At 68.2% G+C, this 17,039-nt stretch carries 15 protein-coding genes; 11 read left to right on the top strand and 4 right to left on the bottom strand.

Features of this window, described 5'->3' with window-relative positions; translation table 11 throughout:
* Positions 1-25 precede the first annotated feature (25 nt).
* The 5 genes from urtB to RAH32_RS14710 all read left to right on the top strand — a co-directional run bounded on the left by urtB (position 26) and on the right by RAH32_RS14710 (position 5,232).
* Positions 26-1,942, top strand: coding sequence for an urea ABC transporter permease subunit UrtB (gene urtB / locus RAH32_RS14690; protein WP_373429721.1), 1,917 nt, complete (start codon positions 26-28; stop codon positions 1,940-1,942).
* A 16-nt stretch (positions 1,943-1,958) separates the two neighbouring features.
* Positions 1,959-3,194, top strand: a complete 1,236-nt coding sequence (gene urtC / locus RAH32_RS14695) for an urea ABC transporter permease subunit UrtC (protein ID WP_306608944.1) — start codon at positions 1,959-1,961, stop codon at positions 3,192-3,194.
* Complete coding sequence (gene urtD, locus RAH32_RS14700) at positions 3,191-3,931, top strand: urea ABC transporter ATP-binding protein UrtD (protein WP_306608698.1); 741 nt, start codon at positions 3,191-3,193, stop codon at positions 3,929-3,931. The genes urtC and urtD overlap by 4 nt, the downstream gene beginning before the upstream one ends.
* A 2-nt stretch (positions 3,932-3,933) precedes the next feature.
* The gene (gene urtE, locus RAH32_RS14705; protein WP_306608700.1) at positions 3,934-4,641 is read left to right on the top strand and encodes an urea ABC transporter ATP-binding subunit UrtE; all 708 of its coding nucleotides are present in this window, start codon (positions 3,934-3,936) and stop codon (positions 4,639-4,641) included.
* A 66-nt stretch (positions 4,642-4,707) separates the two neighbouring features.
* Positions 4,708-5,232, top strand: coding sequence for a TIGR00645 family protein (locus RAH32_RS14710; protein ID WP_306608702.1), 525 nt, complete (start codon positions 4,708-4,710; stop codon positions 5,230-5,232).
* Here the strand turns inward: RAH32_RS14710 and RAH32_RS14715 are convergent.
* From RAH32_RS14715 to RAH32_RS14730, 4 genes are all read right to left on the bottom strand, one after another.
* Positions 5,229-6,572, bottom strand: coding sequence for a PepSY-associated TM helix domain-containing protein (locus tag RAH32_RS14715; RefSeq protein ID WP_306608704.1), 1,344 nt, complete (start codon positions 6,570-6,572; stop codon positions 5,229-5,231). The genes RAH32_RS14710 and RAH32_RS14715 overlap by 4 nt on opposite strands.
* A 57-nt stretch (positions 6,573-6,629) precedes the next feature.
* Entirely contained in the window at positions 6,630-6,992 is a 363-nt protein-coding gene (locus RAH32_RS14720; RefSeq protein WP_306608706.1) for a DUF2946 family protein, read from the bottom strand.
* A 68-nt stretch (positions 6,993-7,060) separates the two neighbouring features.
* Positions 7,061-7,510 carry a DNA polymerase III subunit chi gene (locus RAH32_RS14725; protein WP_306608708.1) on the bottom strand — a complete coding sequence of 150 codons (450 nt, stop codon included), beginning with the start codon at positions 7,508-7,510 and terminating at the stop codon, positions 7,061-7,063.
* A gap of 6 nt (positions 7,511-7,516) precedes the next feature.
* Positions 7,517-9,097: a leucyl aminopeptidase gene (locus RAH32_RS14730; protein WP_306608710.1), complete on the bottom strand. Its 1,581-nt coding sequence runs from the start codon at positions 9,095-9,097 to the stop codon at positions 7,517-7,519.
* A 112-nt stretch (positions 9,098-9,209) separates the two neighbouring features.
* Here RAH32_RS14730 and lptF point away from each other — a divergent pair, with 112 nt between their 5' ends.
* The 6 genes from lptF to rsmA all read left to right on the top strand — a co-directional run bounded on the left by lptF (position 9,210) and on the right by rsmA (position 17,020).
* Positions 9,210-10,337 carry an LPS export ABC transporter permease LptF gene (gene lptF, locus RAH32_RS14735; RefSeq protein WP_306608712.1) on the top strand — a complete coding sequence of 376 codons (1,128 nt, stop codon included), beginning with the start codon at positions 9,210-9,212 and terminating at the stop codon, positions 10,335-10,337.
* Complete coding sequence (gene lptG / locus RAH32_RS14740; RefSeq protein WP_306608714.1) at positions 10,334-11,443, top strand: LPS export ABC transporter permease LptG; 1,110 nt, start codon at positions 10,334-10,336, stop codon at positions 11,441-11,443. The genes lptF and lptG overlap by 4 nt, the downstream gene beginning before the upstream one ends.
* Positions 11,440-13,812, top strand: coding sequence for an LPS-assembly protein LptD (locus tag RAH32_RS14745; protein WP_306608716.1), 2,373 nt, complete (start codon positions 11,440-11,442; stop codon positions 13,810-13,812). Before lptG ends, RAH32_RS14745 begins: the two co-directional genes overlap by 4 nt.
* Positions 13,813-13,862: 50 nt before the next feature.
* Entirely contained in the window at positions 13,863-15,125 is a 1,263-nt protein-coding gene (locus RAH32_RS14750; protein ID WP_306608718.1) for a peptidylprolyl isomerase, read from the top strand.
* Positions 15,126-15,132: 7 nt separating this feature from the next.
* Entirely contained in the window at positions 15,133-16,104 is a 972-nt protein-coding gene (pdxA, locus tag RAH32_RS14755; RefSeq protein ID WP_306608720.1) for a 4-hydroxythreonine-4-phosphate dehydrogenase PdxA, read from the top strand.
* A 61-nt stretch (positions 16,105-16,165) separates the two neighbouring features.
* A complete protein-coding gene (gene rsmA, locus RAH32_RS14760; RefSeq protein ID WP_306608722.1) occupies positions 16,166-17,020 on the top strand; it encodes a 16S rRNA (adenine(1518)-N(6)/adenine(1519)-N(6))-dimethyltransferase RsmA in 855 nt (284 codons plus the stop codon).
* Positions 17,021-17,039 lie beyond the last annotated feature (19 nt).

The raw sequence follows: 17,039 nt of genomic DNA on the forward strand, positions 1-17,039 counted from the left end.
CGCCCCCCTGCCAAGGAACGCGCCCATGATCCGCCCAATGATCGCCCTGGTCCTGACGCTGCTTCTGGCCCTGCCCGCCAGCGCGAACCCCGCGCTTGAGGCCGTCATTGCCGACAACCTGGACCAGATCGAAAAGCCCTCGCGCCGCACGGTGGAACCCCTGGTCGCGCAGATCGCCGCCACCGGCCCCGAAGGGCTGGCGCTGCTGTCCGCCTGGGCCAACCGTTCGCTGGGCGTGACCGATGACGGGCGGCTGCTGATCGTGGACGGCGGCACCGCCACAGACGCCGCGACCGGCCAGCCCGTCCCCGGCGCCGACCCCAGGATGCTGCGCCCCAATTCCGGTGTGCGCGGCGTCATCGAATCCGCCCTTGTCGCGGGAGAGATTGCCAGCCCCGACCCCGCCCGCCGCGCCGCCGCGCTTGCCAGTATCGCTCGCGACGGCACGGCCGAACACCTGGCCGCCCTGCGCGCCGCCCCGGCTGAAGCCGATCCCGCCCTGGCCCGGCAGCGCGAGCGTGTCACCAACCTGCTGGCGATCCGCTTCGACGCTGACCCCGCCGCCCGCGTCGCGGCCATCGAGGGAATGGCAGGCGATGTGGGCCTCGATTTCCGCGCCGCGCTGAACCCGCTGCTGGCGACCAGTCGCGTCGCCGCGCCGGGTGAACCGGCGGACGCAAACATCGCCCGCGAGCTGACCGTCGGCGACACCGAGTTCCCGCGAGAGGCCGCCATCGCCCTGCTGACCAGCCAGGGCGTCCTGCCACCCCGTCTGACCCCCGCCGATCAGCGCAACGCGCTTGCCGCCAACATCCTGGACGGCAGCGTGGGCGGCGTCCCGGTGGCCGAACTTTCGGATCCCGCCGCCCGCGACCGCGCCTACGAGGCGCTCGAGGCCGCAGGCGCCGTTCCCCCCGCCGCGACCGAGGCCGAGGTCGAGGCAGCCATAGACGCCCACCGTTTCTTCGAAATCTACGCTGAACCGAACAGCGACGTGACCGACGCCGCCCGCGCGGCGCAGACCGGCGCGCAGGTGCGTCTGGCGGCGATGACCGGCATCGACCTGGGGCTGGACGCGCTGTCCTTGGCCTCGATCTATTTCCTGGCGGCCATCGGTCTTGCCGTCACCTTCGGGGTGATGCGCGTCATCAACATGGCGCATGGCGAGTTCATCATGATGGGCGCCTATACGAGCTATGTCGTCCAGACCCTGATCGCCAACCGCACCCTGTCGCTGGTCGTGGCCCTGCCGCTGGCCTTCGCCGTGACCTTCGGCGCGGGGGTGATCCTTTACCGGCTGGTGATCCGGCACCTGGCGAACCGTCCGCTGGAAACGCTGCTGGCGACCTTTGGCGTGTCCATCGCCTTGCAGCAATTGGCAAAGAACATCTTCGGCACGCAGGCCCGCCCGCTGACCGCCCCCGCCTGGCTAGAAGGGGCGATCACCATTAACGACGTGATTTCGATCTCCTCCATCCGGGTGGCGATCTTCGTGCTGGCGCTGCTGTTCCTGGGCCTGTTCCTGTTCATCATGAAGCGCACCCGCCTGGGACTGGAGGTCCGCGCCGTGACCCAGAACCCCGGCATGGCGGCGTCCATGGGCATCAATCCCGACCGCATCGCCATGATGACCTTTGGCCTTGGGTCGGGCATCGCGGGCATCGCGGGCGTGGCCATCGGGCTGTTCGCGCAGGTCACGTCGGAACTGGGCCAGCAATACATCGTGCAAAGCTTCATGACCGTGGTCGTGGGCGGCGTCGGCACCATCTGGGGCACGCTGGCGGGCGCGGGGCTGATCGGCGGGCTGTCCAAGGTGATCGAGGCCCTGAACCCCGCCAATACGCTTGCCGCGCAGACCTTCATGATCCTGTTCATCATCATCTTCATCCAGTTCCGCCCGCGCGGCATCATCCCGCAGCGCGGCCGTGCGGCAGAGGCGTGACCCCATGACCGAAAAGATGACCCGGCAATCCTTCCTCCTGCGGAACCCCTCGATCCTGGTCGTGCTGGCGCTGCTGGCGGTCTTTACCGTCGCCGTCACCCTGCTGAGCCAGGCCTATGGCAGCGGCGCGATCCCCACCTCCATGGTCAAGGTGCTGGGCAAGACGCTGTGCCTGGCGCTTGCGGCGGTGGCGATGGATCTGGTCTGGGGATACCTTGGCATCCTGTCGCTGGGGCAGATGGCCTTCTTCGCCCTCGGCGGATACCTGATCGGGCAATGGCTGATGTATGCGCGCACCGAAGGCATCGTCGCCGCGTCCCTGGCCCAGAACCCGATCCCCCCGACGCCCGCCGAATTGCAGGAAGGCGTCGCCAACCAGATCTTCGGCGTTGTGGGATCATCCGACCTGCCGCTGGCCTGGTCCTTCGCCCATTCCCTGCCGCTGCAACTGCTGCTGGTTCTGGCGGTGCCCGGCCTGCTGGCCTTGGTCTTCGGCTGGCTGGCCTTCCGGTCCCGCGTGAACGGGGTCTACCTGTCGATCCTGACCCAAGCAATGACGCTGGCCCTGGCCTTGTGGCTGTTCCAGAACGACAGCGGCTTTCGCGGCAACAACGGGTTGTCAGGCTTGCAGAACATCCCCGGCCTGGACGCCGTGGATCAGGCCACCCTGTCGGTCTGGTTCCTTTGGGCCTCTGCCGCAGCCCTGGCGCTAGCCTATGTCCTAGCGGCCTGGCTGGTCAGCGGCAAGTTCGGCAGCGTGGTCCGCGCCATCCGCGACGACGAGACCCGCGTGCGCTTCCTCGGCTACCCGGTCGAGGGCTTCAAGCTGGTGGTCTTCACCCTGGCCGCGATGATCACCGCCATTGCAGGCGCGCTCTATTACCCGCAGGCGGGGATCATCAACCCGGCGGAGCTGATGCCCATCGCCTCGATCTACCTGGCCGTCTGGGTCGCCATCGGCGGGCGCGGCAGGCTTTATGGCGCGATCATCGGTGCGGTTGTGGTGTCGCTTCTGTCCAGCTGGTTCACCGGCGGGCGGGCGCCCGCGATCCACCTGCCGGGCTATGTGGTCAACTGGGTGGACTGGTGGCAGGTGGCGCTTGGCCTCGGCTTTGTGCTGGTCACGCTGTTCGCGCCCAAGGGCATCGCGGGCCTCTTCGACCGGCTGGGCGGCATCCTGCCCCCGCAGCGGCATGGCCGCGACCTCGGCCCTGACGGGGGCGCCTTGCAGGAACAAGAGGCCAAGGCATGACCGCGCTTCTGGAAGTGGACAGCATCTCGGTCAGCTTCGACGGGTTCAAGGCGATCAACAACCTGTCCTTCAACATCGGTCCTGCCGAGTTGCGCGCCGTGATCGGTCCCAACGGCGCGGGCAAGACCACCTTCATGGACATCGTCACCGGCAAGACCCGGCCGGATAGCGGCGACGTGAAATGGGGCACGCCGCCGAAATCCCTGCTGCGCATGAACGAGGCGCAGATCGCCCGCGAAGGCGTGGGCCGCAAGTTCCAGCGCCCCACCGTCTTCGAGGACCAGACGGTTTCCGAGAACCTGACCATGGCGCTGAAGGCGGGCCGCAATCCGTTCTCGGTCCTGGGCTGGCGTCCGTCGCGCGCCTCGGCGGCGCGGGTCGCGGACTTGGCATCCGAAGTGGGCCTCGCCGCCCAGATCACCCGCAAGGCGGGCGAGCTGTCGCATGGCCAGAAGCAATGGCTGGAGATCGGTATGCTGCTGGCGCAGGAGCCGCGCCTGCTGCTGGTCGATGAGCCCGCCGCCGGCATGACCCTGGCCGAACGAGAGCAGACCACCGCGCTGCTGGTCCGGCTGGCCGAAACCCGCGCCGTGGTGGTGGTCGAACACGACATGGACTTCGTGCGCCGCCTCAACTGCAAGGTGACGGTGCTGCACCAGGGGTCCGTTCTGGCGGAAGGCAGCCTGGACCATGTGACCCGCAATCCTGACGTGATCGAAGTCTATCTGGGACGCTGAAGATGCTGGAAGCCACCAACCTCACCCTGCATTACGGCGGCAGCCAGATCCTGCACGGCATTGACATCGCCGCCCGCCCCGGATCGGTCACCTGCGTGATGGGCAACAACGGCGTGGGCAAGACATCCCTGATGAACCTGCTGGCCGGGCGGCATCCGCGATCTGGCGGGACCATCCGCTTCGATGGGCGTGAGTTGGGCCGGATCAGCGCACAGCAGATGGCCCGCATGGGCGTGGGCTATGTCCCGCAGGGCCGGGCGATCTTTCCCATGCTGACCGTGCGCGAGAACATGGAGACGGGCTTCGCCTGCCTGCCCCGCGCCGACCGCCGCATCCCGGACGAGATCTTCGACAGCTTCCCCGTCTTGGCCGAGATGGCGCACAGGCGCGGCGGCGACCTGTCGGGCGGTCAGCAGCAGCAGCTTGCCATCGCCCGCGCGCTGATCACCCGGCCGCGCGTCCTGCTGCTGGACGAGCCGACCGAAGGGATCCAGCCCAACATCATCAGCCAGATCGGCCGCGTCATCGCCGCCCTGCGCGACCGGGGCGACATGGCCATCGTCCTGGTGGAACAGTTCTTCGACTTCGCCTGGGATCTGGGCGACGATTTCCTCGTGCTGGAACGGGGCCGCGCGGTGATGCAGGGAACGAAGGCAAGCCTGCGCCGCGCCGACCTGCACGCAAGGCTGGCCGGTCACGCGGCAGCGTGATCACATTCCGGCTTTGCCCGGCCACCATCCGCGATATACCGGACTGGCCCGCAACCGGAGACCGCCATGGAACGCCTCATCGAGCGCAGCCTTTTCGCAAGCCGCTGGATGATGGCGCCCATGTATCTGGGCCTGGCGGGCACGCTTGTGCTGCTGGTCGTGGTCTTTCTGGTCGAGCTTTGGAAATTCGTCCTGTCCATCCCCGTCATCACGGGCAATGATGCGATCCTGGGGGCGCTGACGCTGATCGACCTCAGCCTGACGGCGAACCTTCTGCTGATCGTGATCTTCTCGGGATACGAGAATTTCGTCAGCCGCATGGATCTGCACGGCGAAAAGGATCGCCCCGAATGGCAGGGCGATGTCGATTTCTCGGCGCTGAAACTGAAGCTGATCGCCTCGATCGTTGCGATTTCAGGGATCCATCTGCTGAAGATCTTCATGAAGATAGACGCCTATTCCCCCGACCAGATCCGCTGGATGGTGGTGATCCATCTGGTTTTCGTGGTTTCGGGTGTGCTTCTGGCCGCCATGGATTGGCTGTCCGATCATGCCAAGGCCCGCAAGAAGGCTAGGGCCATGCCGGACTAGGCCGCAACCCGCCCCGTCCGCAGCAGATCGACCGCCACAAAGAAGGCGAGGCTTACCCCCAGCACCGGCAGCGCCCAGCCAAGGCCCACCGCCAGGGCCGCCCACAGCACACGCTGGCCCACGGGCAGGCGGCGCCAGCTGGCCCACAGCGGCTCGCCTGCCGCGGGGCGGCGCGCCCACCACATCCGATAGCCATAGACGATCATCACCATCAGACCGATTGCCAGACCCGCCATCAGGATTTGGTTCGCCACCCCGAACAGCACGCCCATATGCGCGTCGATGCCCCAGCGGACCAGTTTAGGGATCAGGGTGAAGCCGGCGAAATCGGCGCGGCTGGTGATCTGCATGGTGTCGGGATGGATCGCCACTGTATCCACCTGAGTGGGCCAGCTGCGGTCGTATTCGCGCACCACCCAGGCCTGTTCCGGCTTGGGCAGGCGGATCTCGAACAGCGGGGAATTGATCCCGCCCGCACGGGCGGCGGCGGCCACGGTGTCAAGTTGATCCAGGCGATCCTCTCGGACCGCGATGCCGTGCCCTGCGTGATCGCCATGGTCCGACGCGGGCACCGCAGGCCCCTCAAGCGCCGTGCTGGCCGAGGGCGTGACCCAGCCCAGTCCGGCCCGCAGCGCGTCGATCCGCGCGCCGCCCTGTTGCGACCAGGTCAGCCCGGTCAGCGACACGAACAGCAGCGCCAGCGACAGGACCAGCCCGATGGTGGAATGCAGCCAGCGGCGGCGCTGCGGGGCGGGCATCCCGGCGACCGCCCGGCGTCGGCGTGGCCCCGTGGCCCACAGCGCAACCCCGCCCAGAACCGCGACCCACAGCCAGCTTGCGGCCAGTTCGCTGTAATATCGGCCAAGGCTGCCCAGCATCATGTTGCGATGCAGATAATCCAGCGCGATGCGGAAGGGCAGGATTCCGGTGGTGCCATAGGTGATCAGTTCGCCCCGGACCTCAAGCGTGACGGGATCGACGAACAGCGTCCGGTTCTCGGATTCGCCAAGCGAGGGGTCGGAAAACATGATCCGCGTGGTGGTTCCGGGCGCGGTCGCGGGGCGCACGGCGGATACGGCAAGCCCCGTGCCCAGGGCTGTGCGCGCGGCCAGAGCCTGATCGGCCAGACTGCGGGCGGGACCGGTGCTGTCGGTGTAAAGCGCATCCCGGTACAGCCAGGATTCGATCTGCGGCGTCAGGACGTAAAGCAGGCCGGTCAGGGCCGCGACGAAGATGAAAGGGCTGACGAACAGCCCGATATAGAAATGCATCCGCAACAGAAAGGGACGCAGGGACGTGCGGGCGGCAATGGCCCGCGGAGAATCGATGATATGGGACATGGACAACACCTGGATGACAAGAGCATGTGCCACCCTGTCGGGCGGCGCGGCTTTGATTCAGATCAGGTGGGGCGGGCCGCGTTTGGGAATGGCGGGATCGCGCGCATGACCCGCCGCCCGGCGGACCTGCGGCAGCACGACCCGGGCCAGGATGCGCTGTTCGGCATCCAGCAGGGACGGCGCGACCACTGGCAGGCCCGATGGCGCCGGCAGGTTGCACAATGGGCAGTGCCCGTCGCCGTGGCCGCGATTGCCGTCACCGTGGTCTTCGCAAAGGATCTCGTCCAGATCGGCGCCCGCCATGGCCCAGGCCTGAAGCCGCAGGTCCATCTCGGTGGGAACGGGACGCGCCGACAGCCCCGCCGCCAGGGCAAGGATCAGCAAGGCCAGAAAGGCCATGCCGAAAAGCCGGGGGGACAAGCTGCGCCACATGGGCGCGGCGATGCCAGATCAGGACCCGACACCGCAAGTGCCATCTTGACGCAGCCCTAGCGTTTGCGTTCCCAGCGGCCCGATTCCTCGGACCAGTATTCCGCCGCCACCCCTGCGCCGGTCAGCACCCGCCACTGGTCGCGCGCCCGCGCCGTGGCCGCCGCGTCGCCGCCGTCGAAGATGATGCAGGTGCGGGTCAGTGCCTGGCATTCGGCGGGCGCCACCTCGGCCCCGTCAAGCGCCATCAGGCAAGCGGGGCTGTTTGCGGCATCCTGCCCGACCAGTGTCAGCAGGACAGGCTGGCGCGCGTCATGCGGCCCGCCCGCAAGCCCGTGCGGCAGGAAACCGTCGCCCTGCCACAGGTGCAGATCCAGCCGCTCCAACCGCGCGGGATCGGTGCCGCGCAGTTCCACATGCCATCCCGCCGCCAGCGACTTGCCGATCAGAACCGGAAGCAGGCTTTCGGCGGGCGAGCGGGTCAGGTGATAGAACAGCGCATTGCCCATGGGGTCCTATTTCGCCTCGTAGGCGTCGCGGATCAGGCGGTCGAGCGTCATGACTCCCCAGCCGGTCGCGCCCTTCGGCGCCAGGTCCGTCGCGGCGGGCGGCAGGGTCACGCCCGCGATGTCGATATGCGCCCAAGGAGTGCCCTTGCGGATGAAGCGTTGCAGGAACTGCGCCGCCGTGATCGACCCCGCCGCGCGGCCGCCGGTGTTCTTCATGTCGGCCAGACGCGACTTGATGAGGTTGTCATAGGGCTGCCCCAGCGGCAGGCGCCAGGCGCCCTCGCCCTCGGCCTGCGCGGCGGCCAGGATGGTGTCGGCAAGCGTGTCGTCATTGGAAAACACGCCCGCGTTGTCGTGCCCAAGCGCGATGATGACCGCGCCGGTCAGCGTCGCCAGGTCGATCACGGCCGAGGGGTTGAAGCGCGTCTGCGCATACCACAGCACGTCGGCCAGGACCAGGCGGCCCTCGGCATCGGTGTTGATCACCTCGATCGTGTCGCCCTTCATGGATTTAACAATGTCGCCCGGGCGCTGGGCCTTGCCGTCGGGCATGTTTTCCACCAGCCCGACCAAGCCCACGACATTGGCTTTCGCGCGCCGCAGGGCCAACGTGCGCATGACGCCCGCGACGACGCCCGCGCCCCCCATGTCCATGGTCATCTCCTCCATGCCCGCCGCAGGCTTGATCGAGATGCCGCCGGTGTCAAAAACCACGCCCTTGCCGACCAGCGCCAGCGGCGCCTGATCGCCGCCTCCGTTCCAGTGCATCACCACGACCTTGGAGGGGCTTTCCGACCCCTGCCCCACGCCCAGCAGCGCGCGCATGCCCAGTTCAGCCAGTTGATCTTCCTCCAGCACCTCGACGGTCAGGCCGATCTCCTCCATCGCCTTGAGGCGGTCCGCGAAATCGCTGGTGGTCAGGACATTGGCCGGTTCGTTGACCAGGTCGCGGGTGAAGAACACGCCCTCGGCCACTGCGGCCGCGTCCTGGGCGGTCTTGGCCAAGGTTTCGGGATCGGCTGCCATGAAGGTCACGCGGGCCTTTTCCGAAACCGGCTCATCCGGGGTTTCCGGGGCGCTGTCGGCCTGGGCATCGGCAAGGACGGCCGTCTCGGCCTCGTGGGTGATGCTTTGCGGGATGGGATCCGCGCCCGCATCCCCGTTCCCTTCGGCGGGCTTGGTCTGATAGACCGAGAAGTCGTATCCCCGCAGCGCGATGCCAAGCGCGATCTCGTTCGCCAGCGGATGCGCGCCCGCCAGCACCAGCGTATGCGTCTTCCCCAGCTTGGCGCCGATGGCGGCGCCCGCCTTGCGCGCCTGCGCCACCGTCGCGTCACCCGGCAGCGCGACCAGCATCAGCGCATCCGCCGCCATGCCCGCCGGAAAGGCCAGTTCCAGCGCTGCGCCGGGTTTCAGCGCCTTGCCCGCCTTCGAGTCCAGCGCCCGCCGCGCCGCCTGATGGGCGGCCTCGGGCAGGCCCGGCGGCAGATCACCCCCCGGCGCGACGATCATCGCCACCCGTCCCTGATGGCCGGCCAGACGGTCGGTTGCGGTTTCGGTAAAGGTGATCTCGACAGGGTGGGTCATGGCGTCCTCATCATTCTGCGCAAGAAAGCCTAGTCGCCCCGCGCACCCTTTTCCAGAGCCGCCCTTGCCGCTAAGCAAGTATGTGACCGCCGCCCAAGGACATCCAGCCGACATGCCCCGGATCGACCGCTATATCCTCAGCCAGTTGCTGACGCTGTTCGGCTTCTTCGCGCTGGTGCTGGTGTCGGTCTATTGGATCAACCGCGCGGTCAGCCTGTTCGACGACCTTCTCAGCGACGGGCAGACCGCGCTTGTGGTGGTGGAATTCACCGCGCTGACCCTGCCCCTGGTGATCTCGGTCGTGCTGCCGGTGGCGGCCTTCGCGGCCACGGCCTATGGCACGAACCGCATGGCCGGCGAATCCGAACTGGTGGCGATGCAGGCGGCGGGACTGTCGCCCTGGCGGCTGGCGCGGCCGGTGCTGGTCTTCGGGATCTTCGTGGGGCTGATGGTCGCCGTTCTGGTGCATGGGCTGGTGCCGCTGGCCCGTGCGCGGCTGGCGGACCGGCAGGCCGAACTGGCCCAGGACGCGACCGAGCGGTTCCTGCGGCCCGGCAGCTTCCAGTATCCGGCAGAGGGCATCACCCTGTTCATCCGCGACATCGCCAGCGATGGCCGCCTGCTGGACCTGTTCATCGAGGATGCGCGCGATCCTGCCAACCAGGTGATCTACACCTCGGAAGAAGCCCTGGTCGTGCGCGCGGAAACCGGGCCGGTGCTGATCCTGCTCAGCGGCATGTCGCAGAACCTGCGGCAGACCGGGGATCGGCAGTCGCTTGCCGTCACGCGCTTTGCGGAATTCAGTTATGATGTGGGGGCGATGTTGTCCGGCGGGGCGCGAAAGGGCCGCGATCTGCGCGACTACGGCACCTTGCAGTTGCTGAACCCCGACGCCGCGCTGCTTGCCGCGACCGGCGCCACGGCCCCCGACGCCCGGCGCGAGGCGCATGAGAGGATCGCCCAGCCCCTGCTTTCGCCCGTTGCGGCGATGATCGGCTTTGCCACGCTGCTGATCGGCGGCTATTCGCGCTTTGGCGTCTGGCGGCAGGTCCTGTGGGCGATCCTGGGGCTGATCCTGGTGCAGTTGCTGACCAATGCGGCGGCAAACCAGGTCGGGCGCGACCCGTCGCTGTGGCCCCTGCTCTATGGCCCGGCGGCGGTGGGCGCGGCGATGTGCGGCGCCCTGCTGTGGTGGGCGGGCAAGCCGCGGCGGCTCAGGCAGGGGGGTGTCCCTGCATGATCCTGGCCCGCTATGTCGCGCGCCGCTTTCTGCGGTCCTTCGTCACCATCACCGGTGTCTTCCTGCTGATCCTGCTGCTGATCGACATGATCGAGATGATCCGCCGCTTTTCGGACCGCGACATCGGCCTGGGCGGCGCCCTGGGGCTGGCGGCGCTGAATGTCGCGTCCAGCTTCTATTCGATCCTGCCGCTTCTGACGGTGCTGGCGGGAATCGCGCTGTTTCTGAATCTGGCGCGCACCTCGGAAATGGTGGCGATCCGGGCATCGGGGCGTTCGGCGCTGAAGGTCGTGACCGCGCCCGCCGTCACGGCAGTCCTGGTCGGCGCGCTGACGGTGGCCGTTCTGAACCCCCTGGTCGCCGTCACCGGCGCACGCTTCGACGAGGCCGTGGCCGAGATCGACCGGAACAGCCGCCAGACCGTATCCGTGGGCGACAGCGCCGTCTGGCTGCGCCAAGCCGTGGCCGAGGGCACGGACGAAGCGGGCCAGATCGTCATCCGCGCCCGCCGCGCCAGCCCGGATGCCACGACGCTTTACGACGCGACCTTCCTGGTCTTCGACGAGGCGCGCGGCCCTGTCCGCCGGATCGAGGCCAGGGAAGCCCGCCTTGCGCCCGGCCGGTGGGAATTGTCCGATGTCCGCGCCTATCCCCTGTCCGAAACCAATCCCGAGGCCGCTGCCACATCGGCCGACCGGATGGAGCTGGCCTCCGACCTGACCGCGCAGCGCATCCGCGAAGGCTTTGGCCGCCCCGAGGCGGTGCCGGTCTGGAACCTGCCGGGCTTCATCGCGGGCCTTGAACGGGCAGGCTTTTCCGCCGCCCGCCACAAGGTCTGGCTGCACATGGAACTGGCGCGCCCCTTCCTGATGGCCGCGATGGTGCTGATCGCCGCCGCCTTCACCATGCAGCATGTGCGCGGCCGCAACACCGGCGGCGCGGTCCTGCTGGCGTTCGGGGCCGGGATCGGGCTGTTCTTCCTGCGCAATCTGGCGCAGGTTCTGGGCGACAACGGACAGGTGCCGCCGTGGCTTTCCGGGTGGACGCCGCCGCTGGTCGGGGGTCTGCTGGCGCTGACGCTGATCCTGACGCGGGAGGATGGATGAAAGCGCGCGTGCTGACATGGGTGATTCGGGGGGGCGTGCTGCTGATGGCGCCGTCCCTGGCGCTTGGCCAGACGATGCTGAGCCGGGATCCGGGCCTTGGCGCGGGCAGCCTGGGCGGGGCAGGCAGCTTTCGCTGGAACGACGAGGCTGCCCTGGCCCCTACGGCCGATCCCCTGGGCAACGCCATCCTGGGCGACCGCACCCCCGATGCCGCAAGGTTGCAGTCCGCAGCACCCGACGCCGACGTGACCCTGCCCGCCCGCGACCCCGGCGGGGCCAGGGACGATGCCGCCACGGTCCTGGCCGACAGCATGGTCCTGCAAGGCGATCGGACGCTGATCGCGGCGGGGGGCGTCGTCGTCTGGTATCAGGGCGCGCGGCTGGTGGCATCACGCATCGTCGTGGACGGGGCGACGGGAACCCTGACCATCGAAGGCCCGATCCACCTGTCCCGCCCCGGCGCCGCCGACCCGGACGCCGAGGCCGTGCTGATCGCAGACAGCGGCCAGCTTGACCGCGAATTGCAGGACGGCATCATCCGCGGCGCGCGCCTGGTACTGGCCCGCGAATTGCAGCTTGCCGCAACCGAGGCGACGCGGACCGGCAATGGCCGGACGACCACCCTGCGCCAGGTGGTGGCCTCCTCGTGCCAGATCTGCGCCAGCGACCCAACACCCCTGTGGGAAATCCGCGCCCGCAGCATAACTCATGACGCGGAAACGCGGCTGCTGACCTTCGATCGCCCGCAGTTCCGCGCCTTCGGCATTCCGCTGGCCGCCGTGCCCTTCACCGTGACCGCGCCGGATCCGACAGTCGAACGCGCGACCGGCTTCCTGCAACCTCAGTTCCGCACCACCTCCAGCCTGGGCTTCGGGGTCAAGGTCCCCTATTTCGTCACCCTGGGCGATCATGCCGATGTGACGGTGACGCCCTATGTTTCGGCAAACAGCACAAGGACGCTGGAACTGCGTTATCGCCAGGCCTGGACGACGGGGGTTACCGAATGGAACGGCGCGATCACTCGCGACGACATCCAGCCGAACGAGACGCGGGGATACCTGTTCGGCAATGCCCTGTTCGACCTGCCCCGCGGCTATCGGCTGGGGGTGCAGGTGCAGGCCGTATCAGAGCGCGCCTATCTGCTGGACTATGACATCACCAATGCCGACCGCCTCTGGAGCGGTTTCACGCTGGAACGCGTGACCCGCGAAAGGCTGTTCTTTGGCCGCGTCGGCAACTATCGCTCGCTGCGCGAGGACGAGGACAACAGCACCTCTCCCGCGCAGGTGGCGGACGTGATCTGGCAGCGCAGCTTCACGCCGCGCCATATCGGCGGGCAGGCGCTTCTGGAATGGTCGCTTCACGCGCATCGGCGGCCCTCGGACCAGGACCAGGTGGGCCGCGACATGGCCCGCGCCTCGGTCGGGCTGGACTGGCGGCGCAGCGAGATCCTGCCCGGCGGCGTGGTCGGCGCGGCCCTGGCAGGCCTGGACGCCGACATCTATCGCATCGCGCAGGACAGCAGCTATGACGACCTGGAGGCTCGCGCCGATCCCATGCTGGGTGTCGAATTGCGCTGGCCCCTGATCGGCGGCAGCGACGGTGCGACGCATATGGTCGAACCGGTGGCGCAGATCCTGTATTCCCCCCCCGGAGGAGACGAGGATATCCCGAACGAGGACAGCCGCCTGATCGAATTCGACGAGGGCAACCTGTTTTCCGAGAACCGCTTTCCGGGCTGGGACGCACGCGAAAGCGGCCTGCGCGCCAACCTGGGCGTGACCTGGACGCGCCTCGATCCGACCGGCTGGTCGCTGGCCCTGACCGGCGGGCGCGTCTTCCGCGCCGAAGCCGACCCGGACTTTCCCCCGACCTCCGCCTTGTCGGGAACCAGTTCCGACTGGCTGGTCTCGGCCCAGTACGACAGCGGCACGGGCCTTGCCATCGCCAATCGGGCGCTGTTCGACGACGATCTGGACATGTCGCGCAACGAATTGCGGCTGGGCTGGCTGCGCGATGACCTTCAGCTTTCGGCGGGCCACCTGTGGCTGGACGGCTATGCCCAGGACGATACCGCCGTTCCCGACATCAGCGAACTGGTCGCCAATGTCGGCTGGCAAATCCGCGAGGGCTGGTGGGGCAGCGCCGAAACCCGTTACGATTTCGTGGCCGACCAGGCGCAGCGCGCGTCCCTGGACGTCACCTATCGTAACGAATGCTTGACCGTCGAGATGGGCGTGTCCCGCCGCTTTACCAGTTCGGACAACGTAAACCCCGAAACCAGCGTCGGATTCTCGGTCCAGTTGGGCGGCTTCGGGATGCAGGAAGATCTGCCGGGCACGGTGGCGCGCCGGTCCTGCATACGCTAAGCTTCGCGCCAAGAAACGAACACGCCAACAAAAGACACGGGGGCCAGCAGATGCGGCATTTCCTTTCCGGCTTCGCCCTGGCGGCGGCGCTTGTGGCAGCGGCGCCGGCCTTGGCGCAGAACCCGTTCGAGCCGGTGGTCTATATCAACAGCGCCGCCATCACCCGCTATGAGGTGGAACAACGCCAGCGCTTCATGCAGATCCTTGGCGCCCCCGGCACCACTGCCGAGGAAGCGCAGCAGGCGCTGATCGACGACCGGCTGCGCAACCACGCCGCCCGGCAGCTTGGCATCGTGCCGACCGACGAAGGCCTTCAGAACGGGCTCGAGGAATTCGCCAGCCGCGCGGGCCTGTCGGCCGCCGAATTCACCGCCGCCCTGGAGAACGCAGGGGTGGAACCCCAGGCCTATCGTGATTTCGTCAGTGCGGGCCTCGTCTGGCGCTCGGTGATCCGCGAACGCGTGGTCCCGCGGATCGAGGTGTCCGAAGCCGAGGTGGACCAGGAACTGCGCCGCGTGGTCGAAACGCCGATCCTGTCGCGGGTGCTGATTTCCGAACTGATCATCCCCGCCCCGCCGGGCCAGGAACAGCAGGCCCTGAACCTTGCACGCCAGATCGCCGGCGCGGGCCTTTCGTCCGACGAATTCGAGGCAGCGGCACGGCAGTATTCCGCAGCCGATTCGGCCCGGTCGGGCGGGCGTCTGGCCTGGGTGAACATCGACAATCTGCCCCCCAGCCTGCGCCCCGTCATCACCGCCCTTCAGCCCGGCCAGACCACCCAGCCTCTGACCGTCGAGGGCGCGGTGGTGTTGTTCCACCTGCGCGACAGCCAAGGCACCCTGCGTCCCGGCGCCACCGAACAGGTGATCGACTATGCTACCCTGCGCCTGCCCACGGCCGCGGATGCGGCCACCCTGGGCGCACGGACGCGGTCCTGCGACGACCTCTATGTCCAGGCGGGTGCCCAGGCCGGCCAGGTCCAGCGCCAGACCGTTCCGCAGGGCGCCGTCCCCACGCTGATTGCGCAACGCCTGGCGACGATGGACGCGGATGAATCGGGCGTGGTCGATTACGGCAATGGCGCGGATCTGGTGATGCTGTGTTCCCGCCAGCCTGCCCTGGTGGCCGACCTGGCCGATGATGTCGCCACCACCGCCCTGCCCGACGACGGGGTCGAGGCCGCGATTCCCGACGCCGATGCCCTGCCCAGCCGCGAAGCCGTCCGGGACGAGATCTTCAACCGCAAGGCCAATGCCGCAGCCGAGGCCTATCTGGCCGAATTGCGCGCCGACGCCCTGATCCGTCGTCCGTGACGGCCCTATGATCCCGGGCCGCATCATCCTGACCTGCGGCGAACCGGCAGGCGTCGGGCCGGAACTGGCCCCGCAGGCGCTTGCCTCGGGCGTCGATTTCGCCTGGCTGGGCGATCCGCGCCACCTGCCCGCGGGCACGGCCTTTTCCGAGATTGCCCTGCCTGACGACCCGGTTCCCGCAGGCCACCTGCCCGTCCTGCGCCACGACTTCGCCGCCCCTGCGGTTCCGGGCCGTCCCGATCCCGCGAATGCGGCGGGCGTGATCCAGGTGATCGCCCGCGCGGTCGATCTGGTGATGCGGGGCCAGGCCGCAGGCATCTGCACCCTGCCGATCAGCAAGCAGGCGCTGAAGGAAGGCGCGGGCTTTGCCTTTCCCGGCCATACCGAATACCTCGCGCATCTCGCGGGCGACGTGCCGGTGGCGATGATGCTGGCCTCGACCACCGTGGATCCGCCCTGCCGCGTGGTGCCCGCGACGATCCACATCCCGCTGGAAGACGTACCCGCCGCCCTGACCGAGCAGGTCCTGGAACAGGCGATCCGCATCACCCATGCCGCGATGATCCGCGATTTCGGCATCCCGTCTCCGCGCCTGGCCGTGGCCGGCCTGAACCCCCATGCCGGCGAGGGGGGAACGATGGGCCGCCAGGAAACCGACTGGATCGCCCCGCGGCTGGTCCGACTGCGGGCGGAGGGCCTCGACCTTTCCGGTCCCCTTCCCGCCGACACGATGTTCCACCCCCCCGCCCGCGCCCGATACGACGCGGCGATCTGTGCGTATCACGACCAGGCGCTGATCCCGATCAAGACGCTGGACTTCGCCGGCGGCGTGAACGTGACCTTGGGCCTGCCCTTCATCCGCACCTCGCCCGACCACGGCACGGCCTTCGACATCGCAGGCAAGGGGATTGCCGACGCCCGGTCCACCATTGCCGCCCTGCGCATGGCCCGTGACATGGCGGCAAGCCGGCGGCAATGAGTCTTCTTCACACAAATATCCCACGGGGGCCCGGGGGTGTGAAACCCCCGGCTTTGCCGCAATGAGCACCATCGACAACCTGCCCCCCCTGCGCGAGGTGATCGCCCGCCACGACCTGCGCGCGAAGAAGCAACTTGGCCAGAACTTCCTGCTGGACCTGAACCTGACCGCCAAGATCGCGCGGCAGGCGGGCGACATGACGCAATGCGACCTGCTGGAAATCGGCCCCGGACCCGGTGGGCTGACGCGGGGCCTGCTGGCCGAGGGCGCGCGTCATGTCCTTGCCATCGAAAAGGATGTCCGCGCCCTGCCTGCCCTGCAGGAAATCGCCGACCGCTATCCGGGCCGCCTGACCGTGATCCACGGCGACGCCTTGCAGGTCGATCCGCTGGCGCATCTGACACCGCCGATCCGCGTGGCCGCGAACCTGCCCTACAATGTCGGGACCGAGCTGCTGATCCGCTGGCTGACGCCACCGGACTGGCCGCCCTTCTGGCAGTCGCTGACGCTGATGTTCCAGAAGGAGGTCGCGGAACGCATCGTCGCGGCGCCGGGCAGCAAGGCCTATGGCCGCCTTGCCCTGCTGGCGCAATGGCGGGCGGATGCGCGCATCGTGATGACCCTGCCGCCCGAGGCCTTCGTGCCCGCCCCCAAGGTCCATTCGGCGGTGGTCCAACTGACCGCCCTGCCCCAGCCCCGCTATCCCGCCGATCCGGCAGTCCTGTCGCAGGTCACGGCGGCGGCTTTCAACCAGCGGCGCAAGATGCTTCGCGCGTCCTTGCGGGGCCTGCACCCGCAGATCGAATCGCTGCTGGAACAGGCGGATATCTCGCCGACCGCACGGGCCGAGGAGATCGACCTTGAACGGTTCTGCGCCTTGGCCCGCGCATTGCAGGCAGCCCGGCAAGGACAATGAAAAGGGCCGCTGACAGTAT

Source organism: Paracoccus yibinensis (assembly GCF_030846195.1).
In the GTDB taxonomy this organism is placed as follows: Bacteria; Pseudomonadota; Alphaproteobacteria; order Rhodobacterales; family Rhodobacteraceae; genus Paracoccus; species Paracoccus yibinensis.

What these genes read in the sequence shown, in the direction of transcription:
- RAH32_RS14745 (WP_306608716.1), top strand. Translation starts at nt 11,440, where the DNA reads ATGAAAGCGCGCGTGCTGACATGGGTGATTCGGGGGGGCGTGCTGCTG.
- RAH32_RS14730 (WP_306608710.1), bottom strand. Translation starts at nt 9,097, where the DNA reads ATGACCCACCCTGTCGAGATCACCTTTACCGAAACCGCAACCGACCGT.
- urtD (WP_306608698.1), top strand. Translation starts at nt 3,191, where the DNA reads ATGACCGCGCTTCTGGAAGTGGACAGCATCTCGGTCAGCTTCGACGGG.
- lptG (WP_306608714.1), top strand. Translation starts at nt 10,334, where the DNA reads ATGATCCTGGCCCGCTATGTCGCGCGCCGCTTTCTGCGGTCCTTCGTC.
- pdxA (WP_306608720.1), top strand. Translation starts at nt 15,133, where the DNA reads ATGATCCCGGGCCGCATCATCCTGACCTGCGGCGAACCGGCAGGCGTC.
- urtC (WP_306608944.1), top strand. Translation starts at nt 1,959, where the DNA reads ATGACCCGGCAATCCTTCCTCCTGCGGAACCCCTCGATCCTGGTCGTG.
- rsmA (WP_306608722.1), top strand. Translation starts at nt 16,166, where the DNA reads ATGAGCACCATCGACAACCTGCCCCCCCTGCGCGAGGTGATCGCCCGC.
- urtB (WP_373429721.1), top strand. Translation starts at nt 26, where the DNA reads ATGATCCGCCCAATGATCGCCCTGGTCCTGACGCTGCTTCTGGCCCTG.
- urtE (WP_306608700.1), top strand. Translation starts at nt 3,934, where the DNA reads ATGCTGGAAGCCACCAACCTCACCCTGCATTACGGCGGCAGCCAGATC.
- lptF (WP_306608712.1), top strand. Translation starts at nt 9,210, where the DNA reads ATGCCCCGGATCGACCGCTATATCCTCAGCCAGTTGCTGACGCTGTTC.
- RAH32_RS14710 (WP_306608702.1), top strand. Translation starts at nt 4,708, where the DNA reads ATGGAACGCCTCATCGAGCGCAGCCTTTTCGCAAGCCGCTGGATGATG.
- RAH32_RS14715 (WP_306608704.1), bottom strand. Translation starts at nt 6,572, where the DNA reads ATGTCCCATATCATCGATTCTCCGCGGGCCATTGCCGCCCGCACGTCC.
- RAH32_RS14750 (WP_306608718.1), top strand. Translation starts at nt 13,863, where the DNA reads ATGCGGCATTTCCTTTCCGGCTTCGCCCTGGCGGCGGCGCTTGTGGCA.
- RAH32_RS14725 (WP_306608708.1), bottom strand. Translation starts at nt 7,510, where the DNA reads ATGGGCAATGCGCTGTTCTATCACCTGACCCGCTCGCCCGCCGAAAGC.